At 44.9% G+C, this 20125-nt stretch carries 15 protein-coding genes; 8 read left to right on the top strand and 7 right to left on the bottom strand.

Going from position 1 to position 20125, the window contains the following annotated elements:
- Window positions 1–73 precede the first annotated feature (73 nt).
- The 3 genes from BT_RS03495 to BT_RS03485 all read right to left on the bottom strand — a co-directional run bounded on the left by BT_RS03495 (window position 74) and on the right by BT_RS03485 (window position 2891).
- Window positions 74–1231, bottom strand: coding sequence for an MFS transporter (locus tag BT_RS03495; RefSeq protein WP_008761375.1), 1158 nt, complete (start codon window positions 1229–1231; stop codon window positions 74–76).
- 8 nt (window positions 1232–1239) lie between these two features.
- Entirely contained in the window at window positions 1240–2061 is an 822-nt protein-coding gene (gene panB, locus BT_RS03490) for a 3-methyl-2-oxobutanoate hydroxymethyltransferase (RefSeq protein WP_008765576.1), read from the bottom strand.
- A gap of 182 nt (window positions 2062–2243) precedes the next feature.
- Window positions 2244–2891, bottom strand: a complete 648-nt coding sequence (locus BT_RS03485) for an HAD family hydrolase (protein WP_008761373.1) — start codon at window positions 2889–2891, stop codon at window positions 2244–2246.
- A 151-nt stretch (window positions 2892–3042) separates the two neighbouring features.
- Between BT_RS03485 and BT_RS03480 the strand changes: the two genes are divergently transcribed.
- The gene (locus BT_RS03480; RefSeq protein ID WP_008761372.1) at window positions 3043–4413 is read left to right on the top strand and encodes an MATE family efflux transporter; all 1371 of its coding nucleotides are present in this window, start codon (window positions 3043–3045) and stop codon (window positions 4411–4413) included.
- Window positions 4414–4550: 137 nt separating this feature from the next.
- Here the strand turns inward: BT_RS03480 and BT_RS03475 are convergent, their stop codons facing one another.
- The 3 genes from BT_RS03475 to BT_RS03465 are packed head-to-tail and all read right to left on the bottom strand — an operon-like array spanning window position 4551 to window position 9903.
- A complete protein-coding gene (locus BT_RS03475; protein ID WP_011107404.1) occupies window positions 4551–6866 on the bottom strand; it encodes an ABC transporter permease in 2316 nt (771 codons plus the stop codon).
- A gap of 12 nt (window positions 6867–6878) precedes the next feature.
- Window positions 6879–7553, bottom strand: coding sequence for an ABC transporter ATP-binding protein (locus BT_RS03470; protein WP_008761370.1), 675 nt, complete (start codon window positions 7551–7553; stop codon window positions 6879–6881).
- 40 nt (window positions 7554–7593) lie between these two features.
- Window positions 7594–9903 carry an ABC transporter permease gene (locus tag BT_RS03465; RefSeq protein ID WP_032850355.1) on the bottom strand — a complete coding sequence of 770 codons (2310 nt, stop codon included), beginning with the start codon at window positions 9901–9903 and terminating at the stop codon, window positions 7594–7596.
- Between the two features lie 296 nt (window positions 9904–10199).
- On the opposite strand from BT_RS03465, the gene BT_RS03460 reads away from it, so the two are divergent.
- The 6 genes from BT_RS03460 (at window position 10200) to hcp (ending at window position 17021) form a co-directional block, all read left to right on the top strand.
- Window positions 10200–11003, top strand: a complete 804-nt coding sequence (locus BT_RS03460; RefSeq protein ID WP_008761368.1) for a metallophosphoesterase family protein — start codon at window positions 10200–10202, stop codon at window positions 11001–11003.
- Complete coding sequence (locus tag BT_RS03455; RefSeq protein ID WP_008761367.1) at window positions 10984–11787, top strand: hypothetical protein; 804 nt, start codon at window positions 10984–10986, stop codon at window positions 11785–11787. The genes BT_RS03460 and BT_RS03455 overlap by 20 nt, the downstream gene beginning before the upstream one ends.
- A gap of 68 nt (window positions 11788–11855) precedes the next feature.
- Window positions 11856–13199, top strand: coding sequence for a sigma-54-dependent transcriptional regulator (locus tag BT_RS03450; RefSeq protein ID WP_011107402.1), 1344 nt, complete (start codon window positions 11856–11858; stop codon window positions 13197–13199).
- Complete coding sequence (locus BT_RS03445) at window positions 13196–14512, top strand: sensor histidine kinase (protein ID WP_011107401.1); 1317 nt, start codon at window positions 13196–13198, stop codon at window positions 14510–14512. Before BT_RS03450 ends, BT_RS03445 begins: the two co-directional genes overlap by 4 nt.
- Before the next feature lie 11 nt (window positions 14513–14523).
- The gene (locus tag BT_RS03440; protein WP_008765568.1) at window positions 14524–15192 is read left to right on the top strand and encodes a Crp/Fnr family transcriptional regulator; all 669 of its coding nucleotides are present in this window, start codon (window positions 14524–14526) and stop codon (window positions 15190–15192) included.
- Between the two features lie 197 nt (window positions 15193–15389).
- Window positions 15390–17021 carry a hydroxylamine reductase gene (gene hcp, locus BT_RS03435; protein ID WP_008761363.1) on the top strand — a complete coding sequence of 544 codons (1632 nt, stop codon included), beginning with the start codon at window positions 15390–15392 and terminating at the stop codon, window positions 17019–17021.
- Window positions 17022–17168: 147 nt separating this feature from the next.
- On the opposite strand, the gene BT_RS03430 is transcribed toward hcp, so the two are convergent.
- The gene (locus BT_RS03430) at window positions 17169–18353 is read right to left on the bottom strand and encodes a uracil-xanthine permease family protein (protein ID WP_008765567.1); all 1185 of its coding nucleotides are present in this window, start codon (window positions 18351–18353) and stop codon (window positions 17169–17171) included.
- A gap of 168 nt (window positions 18354–18521) precedes the next feature.
- Between BT_RS03430 and BT_RS03425 the strand changes: the two genes are divergently transcribed.
- The gene (locus BT_RS03425) at window positions 18522–19994 is read left to right on the top strand and encodes a potassium/proton antiporter (RefSeq protein ID WP_008761361.1); all 1473 of its coding nucleotides are present in this window, start codon (window positions 18522–18524) and stop codon (window positions 19992–19994) included.
- The last annotated feature ends 131 nt before the right edge of the window (window positions 19995–20125 follow it).

Here is a 20125-nt window from a genome sequence, read left to right as displayed (position 1 = left end):
TATCTCCGTCAGGATAACGCCAGTCTTTTTATTTATGATAGACAATCATGTCACGGAAATAGTGCGAAACGATTTATCTCACTTTCTTTCTCTTATAATATGGATATGTAACCAGTATAAAGAAAATCAAAGCAATCACAGCTACCACCTGTCCTGTATAGAGCATCTTATCCGCTTCCAAATCGAAGTAACACGCAACAGCTATTCCGGATGCGAATCCGACTTCGCTGGCCAACAGATGAGTGGTATTTGCCGTACCCCGCTGACAATGATGTGACAGTTTCACGAACATGACCAGAAATTCCGGCATCACCAACCCCAGTCCCAAACCCAAGAGTATGGAAGGTACGCCTACCGGGAAACCGGAGGCCAGCAGAGTGATGGCTACAATCTCCAGTATGATGCCGACGAGCACCAGCCGCAGAGTTTTTTCTTTCAGAATAAACAGACGCGCCAGCAACAGGGAGGCAAGATATCCGATGCCTGTACCGACAAAGAACGGTATAGGGATTCCACTGCTTCCCAATACGGAATCGTTAAGGAAACGGTGTACAAGCGGAATCAACAATCCCGGAACGAAGGTGATCAGAATCATATTGATGGCAGGCACCCATCCACGCAACAGCAAAAAGCGATCGAATGAATAAAGCCTGGTCACAATCGGTGCACGGAAAGGCACATATACTCCGGATACCATCAAAACACCTGCTGCTCCGGTAATCACCGATACAGACAATAGATTTTTAAAGGAATAGCTCTGATAAAGCCAGACACCCAGAACAATGCCTATAATCATCCCCAGACGTGCCATCCAGGAGAAACTGACATTTCCGGCACTGCGAAGTGTAGCGTTCGTTATGTCAATGGCAAGTGTGATTCCTGCGGTGGTAGCGATTCCGAAAGCCAGTCCCTGTACGGTGCTCAACAAGATAAGTTCCGTGATGTTCGTCACAAAGGCGTATCCTGCCGTTGCTGCCACCATCGTGGCAAAAGAGAACATACATACGTACTTACGCTTATAAGCATCTACGAGATAAGCATGGAACGGACCGATAAGGAACATTCCTAAAGTGAAAAAAAGAAAGATCACTCCTGTCTGTGCCACCGGTACTCCGAGACGGTCTGCCATCTCAACGGAAAGTACCGGAAACAAGATATACAGGGAGATAAACAACAGCAAATTAGCTACGCATATCCGCATAAAATGAACTGTCCACAATTTAACTGCCATATACTGTTTTAATATTGTTCCTTCTCGTTAGGGAAGTCGCAATTCTTCACGTCGGATACGTAACGGCTGATAGCGTCAGTCATCACCGTATACAGGTCTGCATAACGACGTAAGAAGCGCGGACGGAATCCGTTGTTCATTCCAAGCATATCCTGAATGACCAATACTTGTCCGTCAACATGACCACCGGCACCAATACCTATAATAGGTATCGTCAGTTCGGAAGCCACACGTTCTGCAAGAGTAGCCGGTATCTTTTCGAGTACGATGGCAAAGCAGCCTGCCTCTTCGAGAAGATGAGCATCACGAATCAGCTTTTCAGCTTCGCTGTCATCTTTGGCACGTACCGTATAAGTACCGTATTTATTAATGGACTGAGGCATCAGTCCCAAGTGTCCCATCACCGGAATACCCGCGCTGATGATACGTTTCACCGTATCGATGATTTCTTCTCCACCTTCCAGTTTCAAAGCATCGGCATGGCTTTCCTTCATAATGCGGATGGCAGAAGCAAGACCTTCCATTTCGTTACCCTGATAAGATCCGAAAGGCATATCGACTACAACCATAGCGCGTTTTACGCCACGTACCACTGATTTAGCGTGATAAATCATCTGGTCGAGAGTTATAGGCAATGTAGTCACGTTACCTGCCATCACGTTGGAAGCGGAGTCGCCTACCAAAATTACGTCCATTCCCGCACCATCTACGATCTGTGCCATTGTGTAATCATAAGAAGTAAGCATAGATATTCTTTCGCCTCTTTGCTTCATTTCAACCAGGCGATGAGTAGTCACCTTTCTTGTGTCATCTGATATATAACCAGCCATGTTTCTTAAATTTTAAATTAAAACTAGAAATTAAATAAGGCGTCAACGCCATCAAAAATTGCGGCAAAGTTATAACATTTCTTTCATAAGTGAGAAAGAAAAAGAAAAAATCCTTTCAAACACCTCCCCAAGTTAATGAGAAGGCGGCCAAAAGGACAAATCAAGAAGATAACAAGAAAAAACTAACGATGCAAAGCCAATAAGTGTTCAAAGGTCATTTCCGAAAAGTCATCTATTATATAATGTGCCTTTCCGGTGATGGCCTCTCTTGTATTGGTAGTGGCAAGACCGATAACGGTGGCACCGGAAGTCATTCCGGCTTGCAGACCGTGGAAGGAGTCTTCGAACACGTACGAGTTTTCGGGAGTAGCACCGAATATTTCCATACCGAGCAGGAAACAGTCGGGAGCGGGTTTGGAACGGGCAAACATTTCTCCGGTCAGGATGCGGTCTACCATTCCTTTAAATTCGGGATGGGCGTTATAGACGTTTTGCATCTTCTCTTCGTTGGAGCTGGTTACAACGGCTATTTTTGCTCCGTGTTTACGAAGATCGGCAATAAAAGCTTCTACACCGGGGATGTACTCATAGGACATGCTTTTCTCATAAATATTGAGTCCGGCCGTAATCTCTTGTTGAGCTTCGGGGAGGTCCGAGAAATATTTCTCGTAAATCTGGGTCAGCGTCTGTCCCTTGATACGACGGCCGAAGTCTTCTTCATTCAGATATTTACGCCCTTGTTCATCCCAGAAAACAGTGTACTGTGTTTCCGTATCCATGATGACACCATCAAAATCGAACAGTGCCGCAATTGTCTTTGTTGTATCCATACGTAATCTTTCTTTTTACCTAAAACGTTAAACCTTGTGTATTGAATTGTGCAAAGTTCCGAATAATCATCGAATCAGGCAAATAATTCGTACCTTTGCCCCACTTAAAAAAACGTAACATTCGTTTTCATCCAACAATCCATACGAGCGCATGAGCAAAAACGATCCGCACATATTAGGAAAAGAAAGCATCGGTAAACTACTGTTGCAATACTCCATTCCCGCTATCATCGGGATGACAATCACGTCTATCTATAATATCATCGACAGCATCTTCATCGGTCACGGTGTGGGTGCGATGGCTATTGCCGGACTGGCGGTGAGCTTTCCTCTGATGAATCTGGTCGTTGCTTTCTGTACACTCGTTTCGGCGGGTGGTTCTACCATCGCTTCTATTCGCCTGGGACAGAAAGATATGAAAGGGGCTACGGAGATTCTGTCACATACGCTGATGCTCTGTATCACAAATTCTTTCTTTTTCGGTATCCTGTCTTTTATCTTTCTTGATGATATACTGACTTTCTTTGGTGCCAGTCCCGACACACTGCCTTATGCACGGAGTTTTATGCAGGTGATTTTATTGGGAACTCCCATCACATACACGATGATCGGTCTGAATAATGTGATGCGTGCCACCGGATATCCGAAGAAAGCGATGCTTACTTCTATGGTAACGGTAGTAGCAAATATCATCCTCGCTCCTATCTTTATCTTTCACTTTGAATGGGGAATGCGGGGAGCGGCTACAGCAACGGTTATCTCACAGCTGATCGGAATGGTATGGGTGGTGAGCCACTTCTGCAAGAAAGACAGTACGGTGCATTTTGAGGGAAAGGTCTGGAAAATGAAAGGAAGGATTGTAGAGAGTATTTTCGCTATCGGCATGTCTCCTTTCCTGATGAATGTCTGTGCTTGTGCCATCGTTATCGTGATTAATAATAGTTTGCAGGAACATGGAGGCGACATGGCTATCGGTGCTTACGGAATCATCAACCGGTTGCTGACGCTTTATGTCATGATCGTATTGGGACTGACGATGGGCATGCAGCCGATTGTAGGCTACAACTTCGGAGCACAGAAGATAGACCGGGTGAAACAGACGCTAAAGCTGGGAATTATTTCCGGTGTAGTGATTACAAGCAGTGGCTTTCTGATTTGCGAGTTTTTCCCTCATGCAGTATCGGCAGTCTTCACGGATAGTGATGAGTTAATCGGACTTGCGGTGGACGGTCTTCGGTTGACTGTACTTATGTTCCCGTTTGTAGGAGCACAGATTGTAATCGGTAACTTCTTCCAAAGTATAGGCAAAGTAAAAATAAGTATTTTCCTTTCGTTGACGCGGCAGTTGCTTTATTTGCTGCCTTGCCTGTTGTTATTCCCGCATTGGTGGGGACTGAAGGGAATATGGATCAGTCTGCCGGTATCGGACTCTTTAGCATTTATTACGGCAGTTATCAGTCTGATGATTTATATAAAGAAAGTATCGAAAGAACATCCGATAGCGGATAAAGTGGCGGAATAAAGCAAAAAGGACGCTATGCTAAAAGATATATCAGTATGAAAAATATTTAGGCACGAATACACGGATTAAGATTACTTCTGCAATGAATGCATCTCATAAAAGCCGCGTTAATCCGTGCCTAAAAGATAATAATATTCTTATTCGCTCTTTATACTTTTCACCGGATTCTCATTGGCGATGTGCCACGCTTTCAACACAACGCAAACTACGATCAGCAATAAGACAAACAGCGCCGTACCCACAAACAATAACGGGTTCATATAAATCTGTTCGGCAAACTGGTCAAGCCATGCCTTTCCGACAAAATAGGAAACAATGGTACCAATCAATATGGAGGATGCGGAGACATACAGAATCTCGCGTATCAACAGACGCAAAATATGAGAAGCTTCGGCTCCATTCACTTTCCGGATAGCTATTTCTTTGCTTCGACGTTGCGTTTCATCATTCACATATCCGATCAATCCCATTATTACAATCAGCAGAATAAAGCTTGAAGTGATCCAGACTGAATTACGGAAACGATATACACTCTTGTATATATCCTTTATCATACCGTCTACAGAACTGAAATGCAAGGCTACATTCGGAAATGTCTTATCGGCAAACTCGTTCAGACGTTTCAGATTTTCATCATACGGCTCTTTCAAACGGACATCAAATACATGATTGGTATTCTCCGATCCTATCAAGACAATAGGTGCCTGAGTTGAAAAGAAGCTATAGTTGCGGACATCCCGGAAGACACCGACAATCGTACCCTGTATATCATTCAGTTTCTTTCCTACCGCCCCATCTGTCCATTTCATCAGACGTACCAACTCTTCATTCACCAATAAATCGTCCTGTTTCTTAAGAGTGCTGCCTTCGATAATCTTTATTCCCATTACTTCGGGATAGTTATAACTGCAATAATTAAAGTTAAGTGTAGCGATTCTTTTACCGTCATTACTCATCAGTCCGCGTGTCCAGTACTGTCCGATTACTCCGCTTGTAGCAACAGCCACTCCCTCTACCATAGGCTGGCGACGCAGTTCATCGGTGACATGCTCTACCGTTTCTTTCGGCAACCAGGTTCCTGCCTGAACCAGTCCCGGAACGTTTATTCCCATATCGCGGCTCATCAGATGGTTGTATTGCAGGAGCGTTACCAGCAACAGCCCCAAAACAAATGAGACACCTGTGAACTGTATAAACAATAACGAACGTTTCCAACCCGTTTTACCATCAGAGTAACGACGGAACACCTGCGTGACTGGTATACGCGAAAACAGCCGTCCCGGTATGCCACCTGCCAAAAGGAAAAGTATCACAATCGTAAGCAAAGGCACCCATAGTGTCTCCCACGCAAAAAGTGAGGATAGACGGACAGAAAGCAAATCTTCGATTATTTCATGTGCGTTGACTATCAGCAGAAGACTAAGAAGTACGGAAAAGATAACAAGGATTCCTGTTTCTGCCAAAAACATGCCGAAGATATTTCCGGAACTGGCACCACTGCATTTATGTACTCCTACTCCTTTGGCACGACGGCTTAGGGTGGCAATAGATATCAGCATATAATTCATGATGGCCACAAAGAAGATAGCGAATCCCAGAAAGCCATATATGATCAAACGCTTCTGCACATCGGAAGATATCAAATGATACTTCACCAATGGGATGACACTGAAATTCATTTTCCAGTCATCATACTGGGCAGGAGTGTATTTTTCGATTACCCGTTGGATGTTGTCATTCACCTTGTCAATATCCGCAGCATTACGCAGGCGAAGAAACGTGTAAAAGACATCATTTCCCTTCCAGCCATATCCTCCCTGATATCCTCCATCCCGATGGATGGAGACAACAAAGTCGTGAGTGAGCACCGTATTCTCCGGCATATCCTTGTATACACCACGAATAGTAAAATCATTTTGCCTGTCTGCTTTAAGAATTTTACCGATAGGGTCCGCATCTCCAAACGTTTCACGGGCAAAATGCTCTGACACAAACACACTTCCCGGCATGATCATATCTTTCGGGTTCCCTTTTAAGACAGGGATACCAAAAGTCTGGAAGAAACAAGTATCAGCGTATATATAGTTAACGTCCGATAATAATTTGTCTTCGTAATATATACTCATCCCTTGTCCGGTGAGGACACAACTGGCAAACTCTATTTCTTCGGGCATATCCTGCGCCAAAGTAGATGCAACCACATCAAAAAGTGTGTAATCATAATTGTTGCCGTCGTCTCCCATTGTCTCCCCCGTGCTAAGGTTAGTGGTCAGGCAACGTGCAATAGCCAGTCGTTCCGGTTCCGGATAGCAACGTTCATAACTCAATTCAAACGCAATCTGCGAAAAGAGCAAAATACCAATAGTAAGTCCCAGCGAAAGAGAAATTACCCTGATGATATTTGTGCCGCGTTCGCGCAGTAAGGTTCGGATGCTATAATAGATTTGTCTCATTGTCGTTCCGGTTTATGCCGTTACACTTGCCACTACACTACCGTCAAACAGATGTACGGTACGATGTGCGAAACTCGCATCGTGCTGTGAGTGCGTTACCATGATAATGGTGGTTCCCTCCTTGTTCAGTTCTGTCAGCAGGTTCATTACTTCCGCGCCATTCTTGGAGTCCAGATTACCGGTAGGCTCATCGGCAAGGATAAGCTTTGGATTAGTCACTACCGCACGGGCAATTGCCACACGTTGTTGCTGACCGCCGGAAAGTTGTTGCGGGAAGTGTTTGGCACGGTGGCTGATATTCATCCTTTTCAAGATGTCTTCTACCATGCGGCGGCGTTCGGAAGATTTGATACCAAGATAGGTCAGCGGAAGTTCTACATTCTCAAAGACATTCAGTTCGTCTATCAGGTTAAAACTCTGAAATACAAAGCCCAGTTTGCCTTTGCGGACGCCGGTACGTTCCTTTTCTTTCAGTCCGGCAACTTCTTCTCCCAATAATCGGTAAGAACCTTCGGTTGGGTTATCCAATAAACCAAGAATATTCAGTAAGGTGGACTTGCCACAGCCCGAAGGTCCCATAATGGCAACAAACTCTCCTTCCTTTACTTCAAGGTTCACGTGATTTAATGCGACTGTCTCTACTTCGGTAGTACGGAATACTTTACTAATGTTTTCAATCTGTATCATCTTGTTCATTTATTATGTTGTTATACTTTTTATTTCTTCTTTATTCGCTCTTTATACTATTGACCGGGTTTTCATTGGCAATCTTCCATGATTTCCAAAGTACACATGCCACAATGACTGCCAGATTTGCAATTGCTATCAGAAGATAGGCAGCCCAACTGAGCGGAACATGTTCGGCAAACAAATCCATCCACATACCATTGACGTACCATGCTGCTACCACTCCGATTAAAACTGCAACAACAGCTACATAAAGCACATCTTTCACCAGCAGTTCCAAGATTCCGGTTGCTTCAGAACCATTCACCTTGCGTATGGCTATCTCCTTGGAACGACGGCGGACCTCATCCGTAGTGTAGCCTATCAATCCCATCAACATCACAAAAAACATTGTTATTGCCGCCAGCATCGTAGCATTACTGAAAACACGAACAGAGTTATAATTCTCTTTGATCATCTGTTGCATCGACCGAAATTCGATAGTCTTATCAGGAAATGCACTCTCCATCTCCTTATTCAGTTTGAGAAGATTCTCGGCAAAAGGTTCTTTCAACCGGACATGGATACAATCACCAAACCTCTTGGTGTGCATAAGCAGCAACGGTTGTTGCGGGCTGGTAAAACTTCCGATGCGATAATCTTTCATCACGCCCACTACCTTACATACGTATCCCGAATTATAAACCGTACGATTCAGTATATTGTTTCCCCAATGCATCCACTCGGCAAAAGTCTCATTGACGACTGTCTCATCGTCACCACGGGGCATACGTCCCTCTTTCAGAACCATCCCCATCATCTTCGGATAATCATCCGGAACACTGCAATAACGGGATGAAAATAGTGACTGTCCGCTTTCATCATTAATAATCGTTCCACTATATCCGTAGACAGGATGATAAGTGGCACTGGACACGGATTCCACATAAGGCATATTCCGGAAAACATTCAAGGCATAATTTCCTTTTTCTTCCTCACCGAAGCTGGCATTGGCCACCACTACACGCTTTGGATTATAACCCAAATCTTTATTCAAGATATAATAATATTGCATCATCACCACATACATCAGTCCGCAAATAAATGCTACACCGGCAAACTGGATAAACAGCAACGGTCGTTTCCAGCCCTTTTTACCTTCCGTGTATCGGCGGAATACCTGAGTAACGGGTATCCTTGCAAACAGTCGTCCCGGCAATACCCCACCCACAACGAAAAGTACAGCCACCGTTAATAAAGGTACCCAAATACGATCCAAGCTGAACAAAGCGCTTAACTTGACAGCTGCCGTATCTTCAAAGAAATCCTGAAAATTCAATAAGATCAATCCCATCAGGATCAGGGCAAACAGAATGATAATCGCTGTTTCCCAAAGAAACATACTCAATATGGTCATGTTTCCTGCCCCATTGCATTTATGCACACCGACCGCTTTCGCCCGATAGGAAAGTGATGAAACAGAAATCAACACATAATTCAATGAAGCGATGAAAAGAATAGTAATACCCAGAATAGTCATGATGTTCCGCATCCGCCTTACATCTTTATTGTCACGGTATACATCACGGATGGGCTTTACAAAAGCGGTATATCCAACCACTTTTTGATCTTCCGCAGGACGATACTTCTGTATCATTGCGTCTATCCGGGCATTCACTACCGACTTATCGGCTCCGGGACGAAAACGGATGAACGCCAGCCAGCTGTCGCCGCCTCTCCATGAGTAATTTCCCCATTTGCGGCTCCATATCGACGGCAGAGAAATCACCGCTTCAGGCCTTACCGTCGCATTCTCCGGTATATCAGCATAGGTGCCTTTTACCGTAAGTTCTATCTCCTTACTGTATGAGATAACCTTGCCTATCGGATTCTCTGTGTCGAACATCTTTCGTGCCAAACGGTCACTCAGGTAAACTACATCTTTTTGGGCTAAATCTTTCACCGGAGTTCCGCTTAAGACCTCGATTCCCATCGTCTGGAAAAAGAGGGAATCTGCCGCCAGCTTTCTGACTTCAAAACGGACACTACCATGATAGAGAGGATCATTCACCCAAAGGCAGTAACTGGTAGCCGCCTCCACTTCTTTGGGAAAGTTTTCAAGAATTGCACCCGCTACCGGTCCGCAATTTTGATCCTGCGGTTCGAGTTGTTCGCCATTCATCGTAAAGATGGAAAAGACTTGATATAAGTTTTCATAATCCTTAAAGCATTTATCAAAGCTCTGCTCAAAAGCCACGCGGGCAAATAATAAAATACTCATTGTCAGCCCAAGCCCTAAAGAAATGACCTTGACAACATTGGAACTACGCCCCCGCAGCAAAGTTCGAATGACATAATAGATTTGTCTCATGATTATATAATATATTCCTGTTTTTTTTATGATGCAGTGCAGATAACGTGCCACAATAGTGAGAATACTCATTCTCAATCATTTATAGTTATCTGTCCTATCATCTACTGTCTAATAATTAGACACATGCGTCTAATTATTAGACAAAGACAATCGTATTTCTTTTCTCAGTGGAAAGTATGCATTAATGCCTATTTATTGTTCCATTTTTCTTATTTCGCCCAAGCAATCGCCCATATCTCAACTGAAAACTCTATCTTCGCATCAAGTTTTCAATTAAATAAATTATTCTATTTATGGTAAACAAGAATTTATACACTCTCCTGGTCTGCCTGCTTCTGGCCGGATGCGATCTGATAGACTACCACCCCTACGATGTACGTATCAGTGGAGAGACAGACGTAAATGCTCATAACATTGAACAAATAGAAGCTAAGTGCAAAGGAAAGACAACCATCCGTTTTATCACGATGGGCGATTCGCAGCGATGGTATGATGAGACAGAAGACTTTGTAAAAGAGGTCAATAAGAGAGATGATATCGATTTCGTCATTCACGGAGGAGATATGAGTGACTTCGGGCTGACCAAAGAGTTTCTTTGGCAGCGGGACATCATGAACGGACTGAAAGTGCCTTATGTCGTCCTTATCGGGAATCATGACTGTCTGGGTACCGGAGCAGAAACTTATCAGGCTGTTTTCGGACCTACCAACTTCTCATTCATTGCGGGCAATGTGAAATTCGTCTGCCTTAATACCAATGCGCTGGAATATGATTATTCGGAGCCTATTCCCAATTTCGGTTTTATGGAACAGGAACTGACGGACAGGGCGGATGAGTTTGAAAAAACCGTAGTCAGCATGCATGCACATCCTTTTGCAGATGTGTTCAATGATAATGTGGCGAAGCCGTTCCAGTACTACATCACCCAATATCCGGGACTACAGTTCTGCACGGCCGCCCATAATCACGGATTCGATGACAGAATCCTTTTTGATGACGATGTGCATTATATTGTCAGCGACTGCATGAAAAGTCGCAGTTATCTGGTATTTACTATAACCCCGGAAAAATACGAATATGAACTGGTTGAATACTAAATATATGATCCGCGCAGGAGTACTGACTATGCTTCTACTCTTCCCCAGCCTGCTTTCGGCTACTTGCAAGCCAGATACCATTATCAGGAACTATAAACCCGACTCGCTGAAACTGGCAATTAAGGCAGATTCTATCATAGCCTTTCATGAGGGTGATTCTGCATTCACAATAGTCAAAGCAGACACAGTACTTCCTTATATTGCCGAACCGGTTCTTCGCACCGGCTACGACAGACGTGTACATCGCTTCCGCAAAAACTGGGAACGCATCATTCCGACCCACTCTAAAATACAATATGCCGGAAATATGGGATTACTCTCCTTCGGCACCGGATGGGATTACGGAAAACGAAATCAGTGGGAAACTGACCTGTTGCTCGGATTTATCCCGAAGTATTCGTCCAAGAAGGCAAAAGTGACCATGACACTGAAACAGAACTATATGCCCTGGAGCATCAACCTGGGGAAAGGATTCTCTACCGAGCCGCTTTCCTGCGGACTATATCTGAATACCGTATTCGGCAATCAGTTCTGGGTCAGCGAACCGGAACGTTATCCGAAAGGATACTATGGTTTTTCAAGCAAGGTGCGTATCCATGTTTTCATGGGACAACGGCTGACCTATGATATTGACCCTAACCGCCGATTTCTGGCAAAGTCCGTGACTTTCTTCTACGAGATAAGTACATGCGATCTTTATCTGATCAGTGGTGTAACAAATAGCTACCTCCGTCCCCGTGATTATCTGAGTTTATCATTCGGATTAAAGTTCCAATGGCTATAAATTCAAATCCGAATTTTGAATTATGAATTACTTTTTCGTAAGTTTGTAGCGTACAAACCAATTCGGACATGAGTAAATCAGGAACCATCATCATTGTAGACGATAATAAAGGGGTGCTGACAGCGGTACAAATCCTTTTAAAAAACTACTTTTCGAAAGTCGTCACACTGTCGTCACCGGTCACACTGACCACTGCGATACGAGAGGAAACACCGGAAGTGGTACTATTAGATATGAATTTCACTTCGGGCATCAATACCGGCAATGAAGGATTGTTCTGGCTGCACGAAATAAAGAAAGTACGACGGGAGCTTCCTGTCGTACTTTTTACTGCTTATGCGGATATTGATCTCGCTATCCGGGGAATCAAAGAAGGTGCTTCGGACTTTATCGTCAAGCCCTGGAATAATCAGAAACTGGTAGAAACACTACAGGCTGCCGCCTCATCCGCACAGCAAGGACGTAAGACAGGAAACAAAAAGGAACCGGTCAACACTCCGGCACTCTATTGGGGAGAAAGCAAGTCTATGCAACAACTCCGAACACTGATCGAAAAGGTAGCCTCCACAGACGCCAATATCCTGATTACCGGTGAAAACGGAACAGGAAAAGAAATGCTTGCCCGTGAAATTCACGCTCTTTCCAACCGCAGGCAACAGGAAATGATTGCTGTGGACATGGGAGCAATCACCGAATCTTTATTTGAAAGCGAACTCTTCGGGCATGTGAAAGGCTCTTTTACCGATGCGCATACCGACCGGACAGGAAAGTTTGAGGCTGCCGATCACAGCACATTGTTTCTGGATGAAATAGGAAACCTCCCCTATCACCTGCAAGCCAAACTATTGACGGCTATCCAACGAAGAAGTATCGTGCGAGTGGGAAGTAACACTCCGATTCCTATTGACATCCGTCTGATATGCGCCACCAACCGGAATTTGCAGGAAATGGTAGACCGGGAAGAGTTTCGGGAAGACTTACTCTACCGTATCAACACCATTCATATAGAAATCCCTCCTTTGAGGGAACGGAAAGAAGATATTGTCCCTCTTGCCGAAAGATTTATCATCCGCTTCTGCAAGCAATATGATAAGGAACTGATGAAATTCAGTCCGGCAGCGAAGGAAAAGCTTACCGCACATCCCTGGTACGGCAATATCCGCGAATTGGAGCACGCAATCGAAAAGGTGGTCATCATTAACGACGGGGTGCAAATCCCTGCGGAATTGTTCCAGTTATCCTCCCGAAAGACAGAAACTTCCGAGAAGAATATTTCCACCTTGGAAGAGATGGAAGTACAAATGATACGGAAAGCGCTGGATGCTTGTGCAGGAAATCTTTCGGCAGTAGCTGCGCAACTGGGAATTACCCGACAGACTCTCTATAACAAGATGAAAAAATTCGGATTATGAACCGGATTCTACAACAAGTAGCCAACCAATATTGGTTCAGGGTATCACTGACGGTCATTTGCTGTCTGGCGACTATCTGTTTGGGCGTGCATCAGTCTTATGTCTGGTTCAGCGTCAGTGCCTGTCTGCTGATCTTAAGTATCATCTGGCAAGTCCGGCTTTATCGCCTGCACATCAAGCAGGTGCTCTTCATGATCGATGCGTTGGAGAATAATGACAGTGCCTTCCGTTTCCCCGAAGAGTCCGGTACTCCCGAGAGTAAACAGATCAATCGGGCACTCAATCGGGTGGGCCACATTTTATATAATGTAAAAGCGGAGACTGCCCAACAGGAAAAGTACTACAAACTGATTCTTGACTTTGTCAGCACGGGACTGCTGGTGCTCAATGATAACGGAGCGGTCTATCAGAAAAATAAAGAAGCACTCCGGCTTTTGGGACTGAATGTATTTACCCATGTCCGCCAGTTGAGTAAAGTAGATGCTACACTGATGGAGAAGATAGAAAGTTGTTGTTCCGGAGATAAGCTGCAAGTGGTGTTTCACAATGAACGGGGAACGGTCAATCTGTCTATTCGCGTGTCAGAAATCAATGTACACAAAGAACATCTGCGCATCCTTGCACTGAATGATATTAATATTGAGCTGGACGAAAAGGAGATAGATTCATGGATTCGCCTGACCCGAGTACTGACTCATGAGATCATGAACTCCGTGACTCCCATCACTTCGCTCAGCGATACGCTTCTCTCGATGGTGGAGGACAAAGACGAAGAGATCAGCCACGGACTGCAAACCATCAGTGCCACGGGAAAAGGGCTGCTTGCTTTCGTAGAATCCTACCGCAAATTCACACGGATACCGACTCCGGAACCTTCATTGTTTTACTTGAAAGCATTCATCGAACGAATGGTGGAACTTGCCCGCCATCAGAATCCTTGTGACCACATCACGTTCCATACAAAGATCGATCCTGCCGACCTGATCCTGCATGCAGATGAAAATCTGATTTCGCAAGTAGTCATAAATCTTCTGAAAAATGCGATTCAGGCAATCGGTGATCAGCCGGACGGACAAATCGACATTCAGGTTTATTGCAACGAAACGGAAGAAGTGCTGATTGAGATTAAGAATAACGGTCCCGTCATTCCACCGGAAATAGTGGAGCACATTTTTATCCCTTTCTTCACTACCAAAGAAGGAGGCAGCGGAATCGGACTAAGTATTTCGCGTCAGATCATGCGGCTTTCGGGTGGAAGCCTCACGCTGTTACCGGACAACAAGGAAACGAAATTCATATTAAAATTCAAATAACAGACCAGCCTATGACACCTGCACTCACCAATAACCCATTATTCCGGGGGATTACTCCGGAGAAGTTATCCGCCAATCTGGAAGAGATCAGTTTCCACACCCGTTCTTATAGAAAAGGAGAAATACTGGCACGACAGGGAGATGTGTGCAACCGTCTCGTGATACTGACCAAAGGAAGTGTCCGTGGTGAAATGATTGACTATTCCGGAAGACTCATCAAAGTAGAAGACATTGCCGCACCAAGGGCCCTTGCCCCTCTTTTCCTTTTCGGAGAAGAGAATCGCTTTCCGGTAGAAGTGACCGCCAACGAACCGACGGAAGTAATCGAAATCCCCAAAGCCAGCGTACTGGAGCTTTTTCGTAGGAACGAGCAGTTTCTGGAGAATTATATGAATCTATCCGCCAATTATGCCCGTACCCTATCGGATAAGCTTTTCTTTATGTCCTTCAAGACTATCCGGCAAAAGATAGCATCTTATCTGCTACGGTTATACAAACAGCAGCAACAGCTACAGATCACCCTCGACCGCTCGCAACAGGAACTGAGCGATTACTTCGGTGTCTCCCGTCCTTCTCTGGCACGTGAACTGTCGCACATGCAGGAAGACGGTATGATTATAGCCGACCGGAAACAGATTACTATCTTACAGAAAGAATGGCTGATCCGGCTGATTCAATGACCAAGAGTTCACTCCGGTTTCATTATAGCTAATCTTTTTTTCATTATAGCTAATCGGAATATGATTATAGCTAATTTAATTTAGCTCATAGCATCCGATTTTTTTTCGCCCAATGTAACATTGGTTACAAACTTACCTCAAACTTTCCCCCTACTTTTGCGTTCATAATCAATAAGACTAATTAAAACGTAAAAGTTATGAGTATGTTCTGTTATCAATGTCAAGAGACCGCAATGGGTACAGGCTGTACCTTAAAAGGAGTATGCGGAAAAACATCCGAAGTGGCTAACCTGCAAGACCTGCTGCTCTTTGTAGTACGAGGAATCGCCGTGTACAACGAACATCTGCGCCGGGAAGGACATCCTTCTGAAGAAGCAGACAAATTTATCTACGATGCCCTGTTCATCACCATCACTAACGCCAATTTTGACAAAGCGGCCATCATCAGAAAAATAAAAGAAGGACTACAACTGAAAAACGAACTCGCCAGCAAAGTAACCATTGCAAATGCTCCCGACGAATGTCTTTGGGATGGGAATGAAGATGAGTTTGAAGAGAAAGCCAGGACAGTAGGAGTACTTCGCACACCCGACGAAGATATCCGTTCGCTGAAAGAACTGGTACACTACGGACTGAAAGGTATGGCGGCTTACGTTGAGCATGCGCATAACCTTGGATACCAGTCGCCGGAAATCTTCGCCTTTATGCAAAGTGCACTGGCCGAGCTCACCCGCAATGATATTACGATGGAAGAATTGGTTCAGCTTACTTTGGCAACAGGCAAGCACGGAGTTTCCGCCATGGCACAACTGGATGCCGCCAATACAAACAGCTACGGAAATCCGGAAATATCGGAAGTGAATCTAGGTGTCCGCAATAATCCCGGTATCCTTATCAGCGGCCATGATCTGAAAGACCTCGAAGAATTGCTGGAACAGACCGAAGGAACAGGTATAGACATTTACACTCACAGTGAAATGCTCCCCGCACATTATTACCCCCAACTGAAAAAATACAAGCATCTGGCAGGAAACTACGGAAATGCCTGGTGGAAACAGAAAGAAGAGTTTGAAAGTTTCAACGGACCGATCCTGTTTACCAGTAACTGCATCGTTCCTCCGCGTGCCAACGCTTCTTACAAAGACCGTATCTACATCACCGGAGCCTGCGGACTGGAGGGAGCACACTACATCCCCGAACGCAAAGACGGAAAACCGAAAGATTTCTCCGCACTGATTGCACATGCCAAGCAATGTCAACCGCCGACGGCCATCGAAAGCGGAACGTTGATCGGAGGTTTTGCCCATGCACAGGTAGTGGCTTTGGCGGATAAGGTAGTAGAAGCCGTGAAAAGCGGAGCGATCCGTAAGTTCTTCGTTATGGCAGGATGTGACGGACGTATGAAAAGTCGTGAATATTATACCGAATTTGCCGAGAAACTTCCGAAAGATACAGTCATCCTGACTGCCGGTTGTGCTAAATACAGATACAACAAACTGGCTTTAGGTGACATTAACGGCATTCCCCGCGTATTGGATGCAGGGCAATGTAACGACAGTTACTCACTGGCTGTCATCGCACTGAAACTGAAAGAAGTATTCGGATTGGACGACGTCAACAAACTTCCTATCGTATATAACATCGCATGGTACGAACAGAAAGCGGTGATCGTATTGCTGGCATTGCTGGCACTGGGAGTGAAGAATATTCATCTGGGACCTACTCTTCCGGCCTTCCTTTCACCAAACGTAAAAAACGTATTGATCGAACAATTCGGAATCGGTGGCATCAGTACCGCAGACGAAGATATTATGAAGTTCTTGTCATAAACACAAGACGTATATACATGCTAAGCCTTAACTATTAAATATAAAAAGGAGGAGTGTCAATAGTAACTAAACTGGGGCTGATTAAAAGTCGGTCCTAGTTTAGTTACTATTAACCTTGACACAGTCCTGACTATTTCAAGAACAGAGTCAATCGTCCTTCGGTAATATCAAATTAAGAAGTACTCCGACCAAAGCGGCCAGTCCGATGCCGGATAATGAAAAGTCTCCCCACGTGAGAACAGCTCCGCCAATGCCGACAGTCAATGTCAGAGAGACAATGATGATGTTTCTTGTACGGCTCAGATCAATACAGTTATTCACCAGATTACCTATTCCGGCACAAGCGATGGTTCCGAACAGCAAAAGCATAATTCCCCCCAATACCGCACTCGGAATGGATTTCAGCAACGCACTGATTTTACCGACAACGGAGAATAAGATAGCGGATATGGCAGCAATCCGGATGACTTGCGGATTGGTGATTTTCGTTAATGACATCGCACCCGTCACCTCCGAATAAGTTGTCACCGGAGGACCGCCGACCAATCCGGCAAAGCAGCAAGCCAGCCCATCGCCCAACAACGTACGATGCAGACCGGGATCTTTCACGAAGTCTTTTCCTGTAACTGTATTGACTACGTATACATCTCCGATATGCTCTATCACCGGAGCAATAGCTACCGGAATCATAAACAGTATCGGCTCCCATGAGAACTTGGGAAACACGAACTGCGGCAGCCCGATCCATGCCGCATCCCTCACACCGGACAAATCCAGATCATAGAAAAGCCATGCCGCCAGATAACCGACAATGATACCGCAAAAGATAGGAATCAACTTCAAAAGTCCTTTCGCTTTCATCGAGACAACGACTGCCGTAACCAGCGACAACAAGGCCAGCACCCAGTTCTCCTTCGCCATATTTACTCCTGTCCCCGCGAGTGACAAACCGATCAGAATAATAACCGGGCCAATAACCACCGGAGGAAACAGACGTTCAATCACCCTCACCCCTTGCCATTTGACCAACGCGCTCATTACAAAATAAACCAATGCGACGCCCACCATTCCGGACAGAGTGCCCGCTAATCCGTAAAGTTCTGTCGCTTTTATTATCGGGGCAATAAACGCAAAACTACTTCCTAAAAAGATAGGCACTTTCCCTCGGGTAACCGCATGAAAAATGAGTGTACCAATGCCGGCTGTGAACAAGGCGGTGGAAGGGTCAAGCCCCACTAAAAGCGGCACGAGCACCGTAGCTCCGAAAGCTACAAACAAGAATTGTACTCCTACCACTCCTTTCCGTAAAGGAGTAAGATTGTTTGAATCCATAAGTATGATGTAGATTAATTGAGTGCAAAATTAATCTTTTTAGACAATTTAACTACCTTTTTTCACAAAAATACATCCAAAAAGACTCTTTATTTGTTTTAAATAATGTGTAACTTCGCACGGTGAGACCTATTACGACACATTTAATAACTTAATAATATATTGCCTATGATATTTACAGCAGAAAACACCCTACTAATTGGTTCTATCTTACTTTTCGTTAGCATCGTTGTCGGAAAAACAGGATATCGCTTCGGAGTGCCCACCTTATTACTGTTCCTCGTAGTAGGAATGTTGTTCGGAAGTGACGGACTCGGACTCCAGTTTCATGACGCAAAAGATGCGCAATTCATCGGTATGGTTGCTTTAAGCATCATCCTGTTTTCGGGAGGTATGGATACGAAATTCAGAGAAATCAAACCCATTTTAGGTCCAGGTATCGTGCTTTCTACCGTCGGAGTTCTACTAACCGCTCTTTTCACCGGATTATTTATCTGGTGGCTGTCCGGAATGAGCTGGACGAATATCTATCTGCCTATCACCACGTCATTGCTACTGGCATCTACCATGTCCTCTACGGACTCGGCTTCGGTGTTCGCCATCCTGCGTTCGCAGAAGATGAATCTGAAACACAACCTCCGCCCCATGCTGGAGCTGGAAAGTGGAAGTAACGACCCGATGGCATACATGCTCACCATTGTCCTGATACAGTTTATCCAATCGGCAGGTATGGGAGTCGGGGCTATCGCCGCTTCTTTCATCATTCAGTTTATAGTCGGCGCGGCTGCCGGATACGTGCTCGGAAAACTGGCTATCCGTATGCTGAACAAGCTCAACATCGACAATCAGGCGTTGTATCCTATCTTGTTGCTGGCGTTTGTTTTCTTCACCTTCTCTATCACTGATTTACTGAAAGGAAATGGTTACCTTGCCGTATATATCGCAGGTATTATGGTAGGAAACAACAAGATCATGCACCGCAAAGACATTTATACGTTCATGGACGGACTTACCTGGTTGTTCCAGATCATCATGTTCCTCTGCCTCGGACTTCTCGTTAATCCTCATGAAATGCTGGAAGTTGCAGCAGTAGCACTATTGATCGGTGTCTTCATGATTGTGATCGGTCGCCCGTTAAGTGTGTTCCTCTGTTTGCTTCCGTTCCGGAAGATTACAATGAAATCGCGGCTGTTCGTCTCCTGGGTAGGATTGCGTGGAGCAGTTCCCATTATCTTCGCCACTTATCCGGTGGTTGCAGGAGTCGAAGGATCGAATATTATCTTTAATGTCGTATTCTTCATCACAATCGTTTCACTGGTAGTGCAGGGAACAACGGTTTCTTTCGTTGCCCGCCTGTTACATCTGTCCAAACCGCTGGAAAAGACGGGGAATGATTTCGGAGTGGAACTTCCGGAAGAGATTGATACAGACCTCAAAGATATGACTATCACACAGGAAATGCTGGAAGAGGCAGATACGCTGAAAGATATGAATCTCCCCAAAGGCACGCTGGTAATGATTGTGAAACGTGGGGATGAGTTCCTGATACCGAACGGAACGCTGAAACTGCATGTGAACGATAAATTGCTGCTCATCTCCGAAAAGCCCAAAGAGGACGAGGAAGCCAACAGCGAATCCTGATGTTTATAGGGACTGACTAAAAAGTCAATAGTATCTCCAATTCCCCTCCTTTCGGAAAGGAGAGGTGGCTGAAAGCCGGGGTGGTAGGTAAAATAAGGTTTATTCCTATTCTATTGTAAACAACAGAGTTA

Source organism: Bacteroides thetaiotaomicron VPI-5482 (genome assembly GCF_000011065.1).
Classification (GTDB): domain Bacteria; phylum Bacteroidota; class Bacteroidia; order Bacteroidales; family Bacteroidaceae; genus Bacteroides; species Bacteroides thetaiotaomicron.
This window is presented reverse-complemented; position numbering and strand designations above follow the sequence as displayed.

Coding starts and splice junctions, on each gene's coding strand:
- BT_RS03445 (WP_011107401.1), top strand. CDS start 13,196: ATGAACCGGATTCTACAACAAGTAGCCAACCAATATTGGTTCAGGGTA.
- BT_RS03465 (WP_032850355.1), bottom strand. CDS start 9,903: ATGAGACAAATCTATTATGTCATTCGAACTTTGCTGCGGGGGCGTAGT.
- BT_RS03440 (WP_008765568.1), top strand. CDS start 14,524: ATGACACCTGCACTCACCAATAACCCATTATTCCGGGGGATTACTCCG.
- BT_RS03455 (WP_008761367.1), top strand. CDS start 10,984: ATGAACTGGTTGAATACTAAATATATGATCCGCGCAGGAGTACTGACT.
- BT_RS03430 (WP_008765567.1), bottom strand. CDS start 18,353: ATGGATTCAAACAATCTTACTCCTTTACGGAAAGGAGTGGTAGGAGTA.
- BT_RS03450 (WP_011107402.1), top strand. CDS start 11,856: ATGAGTAAATCAGGAACCATCATCATTGTAGACGATAATAAAGGGGTG.
- BT_RS03475 (WP_011107404.1), bottom strand. CDS start 6,866: ATGAGACAAATCTATTATAGCATCCGAACCTTACTGCGCGAACGCGGC.
- BT_RS03495 (WP_008761375.1), bottom strand. CDS start 1,231: ATGGCAGTTAAATTGTGGACAGTTCATTTTATGCGGATATGCGTAGCT.
- panB (WP_008765576.1), bottom strand. CDS start 2,061: ATGGCTGGTTATATATCAGATGACACAAGAAAGGTGACTACTCATCGC.
- BT_RS03470 (WP_008761370.1), bottom strand. CDS start 7,553: ATGATACAGATTGAAAACATTAGTAAAGTATTCCGTACTACCGAAGTA.
- BT_RS03480 (WP_008761372.1), top strand. CDS start 3,043: ATGAGCAAAAACGATCCGCACATATTAGGAAAAGAAAGCATCGGTAAA.
- BT_RS03425 (WP_008761361.1), top strand. CDS start 18,522: ATGATATTTACAGCAGAAAACACCCTACTAATTGGTTCTATCTTACTT.
- BT_RS03485 (WP_008761373.1), bottom strand. CDS start 2,891: ATGGATACAACAAAGACAATTGCGGCACTGTTCGATTTTGATGGTGTC.
- BT_RS03460 (WP_008761368.1), top strand. CDS start 10,200: ATGGTAAACAAGAATTTATACACTCTCCTGGTCTGCCTGCTTCTGGCC.
- hcp (WP_008761363.1), top strand. CDS start 15,390: ATGAGTATGTTCTGTTATCAATGTCAAGAGACCGCAATGGGTACAGGC.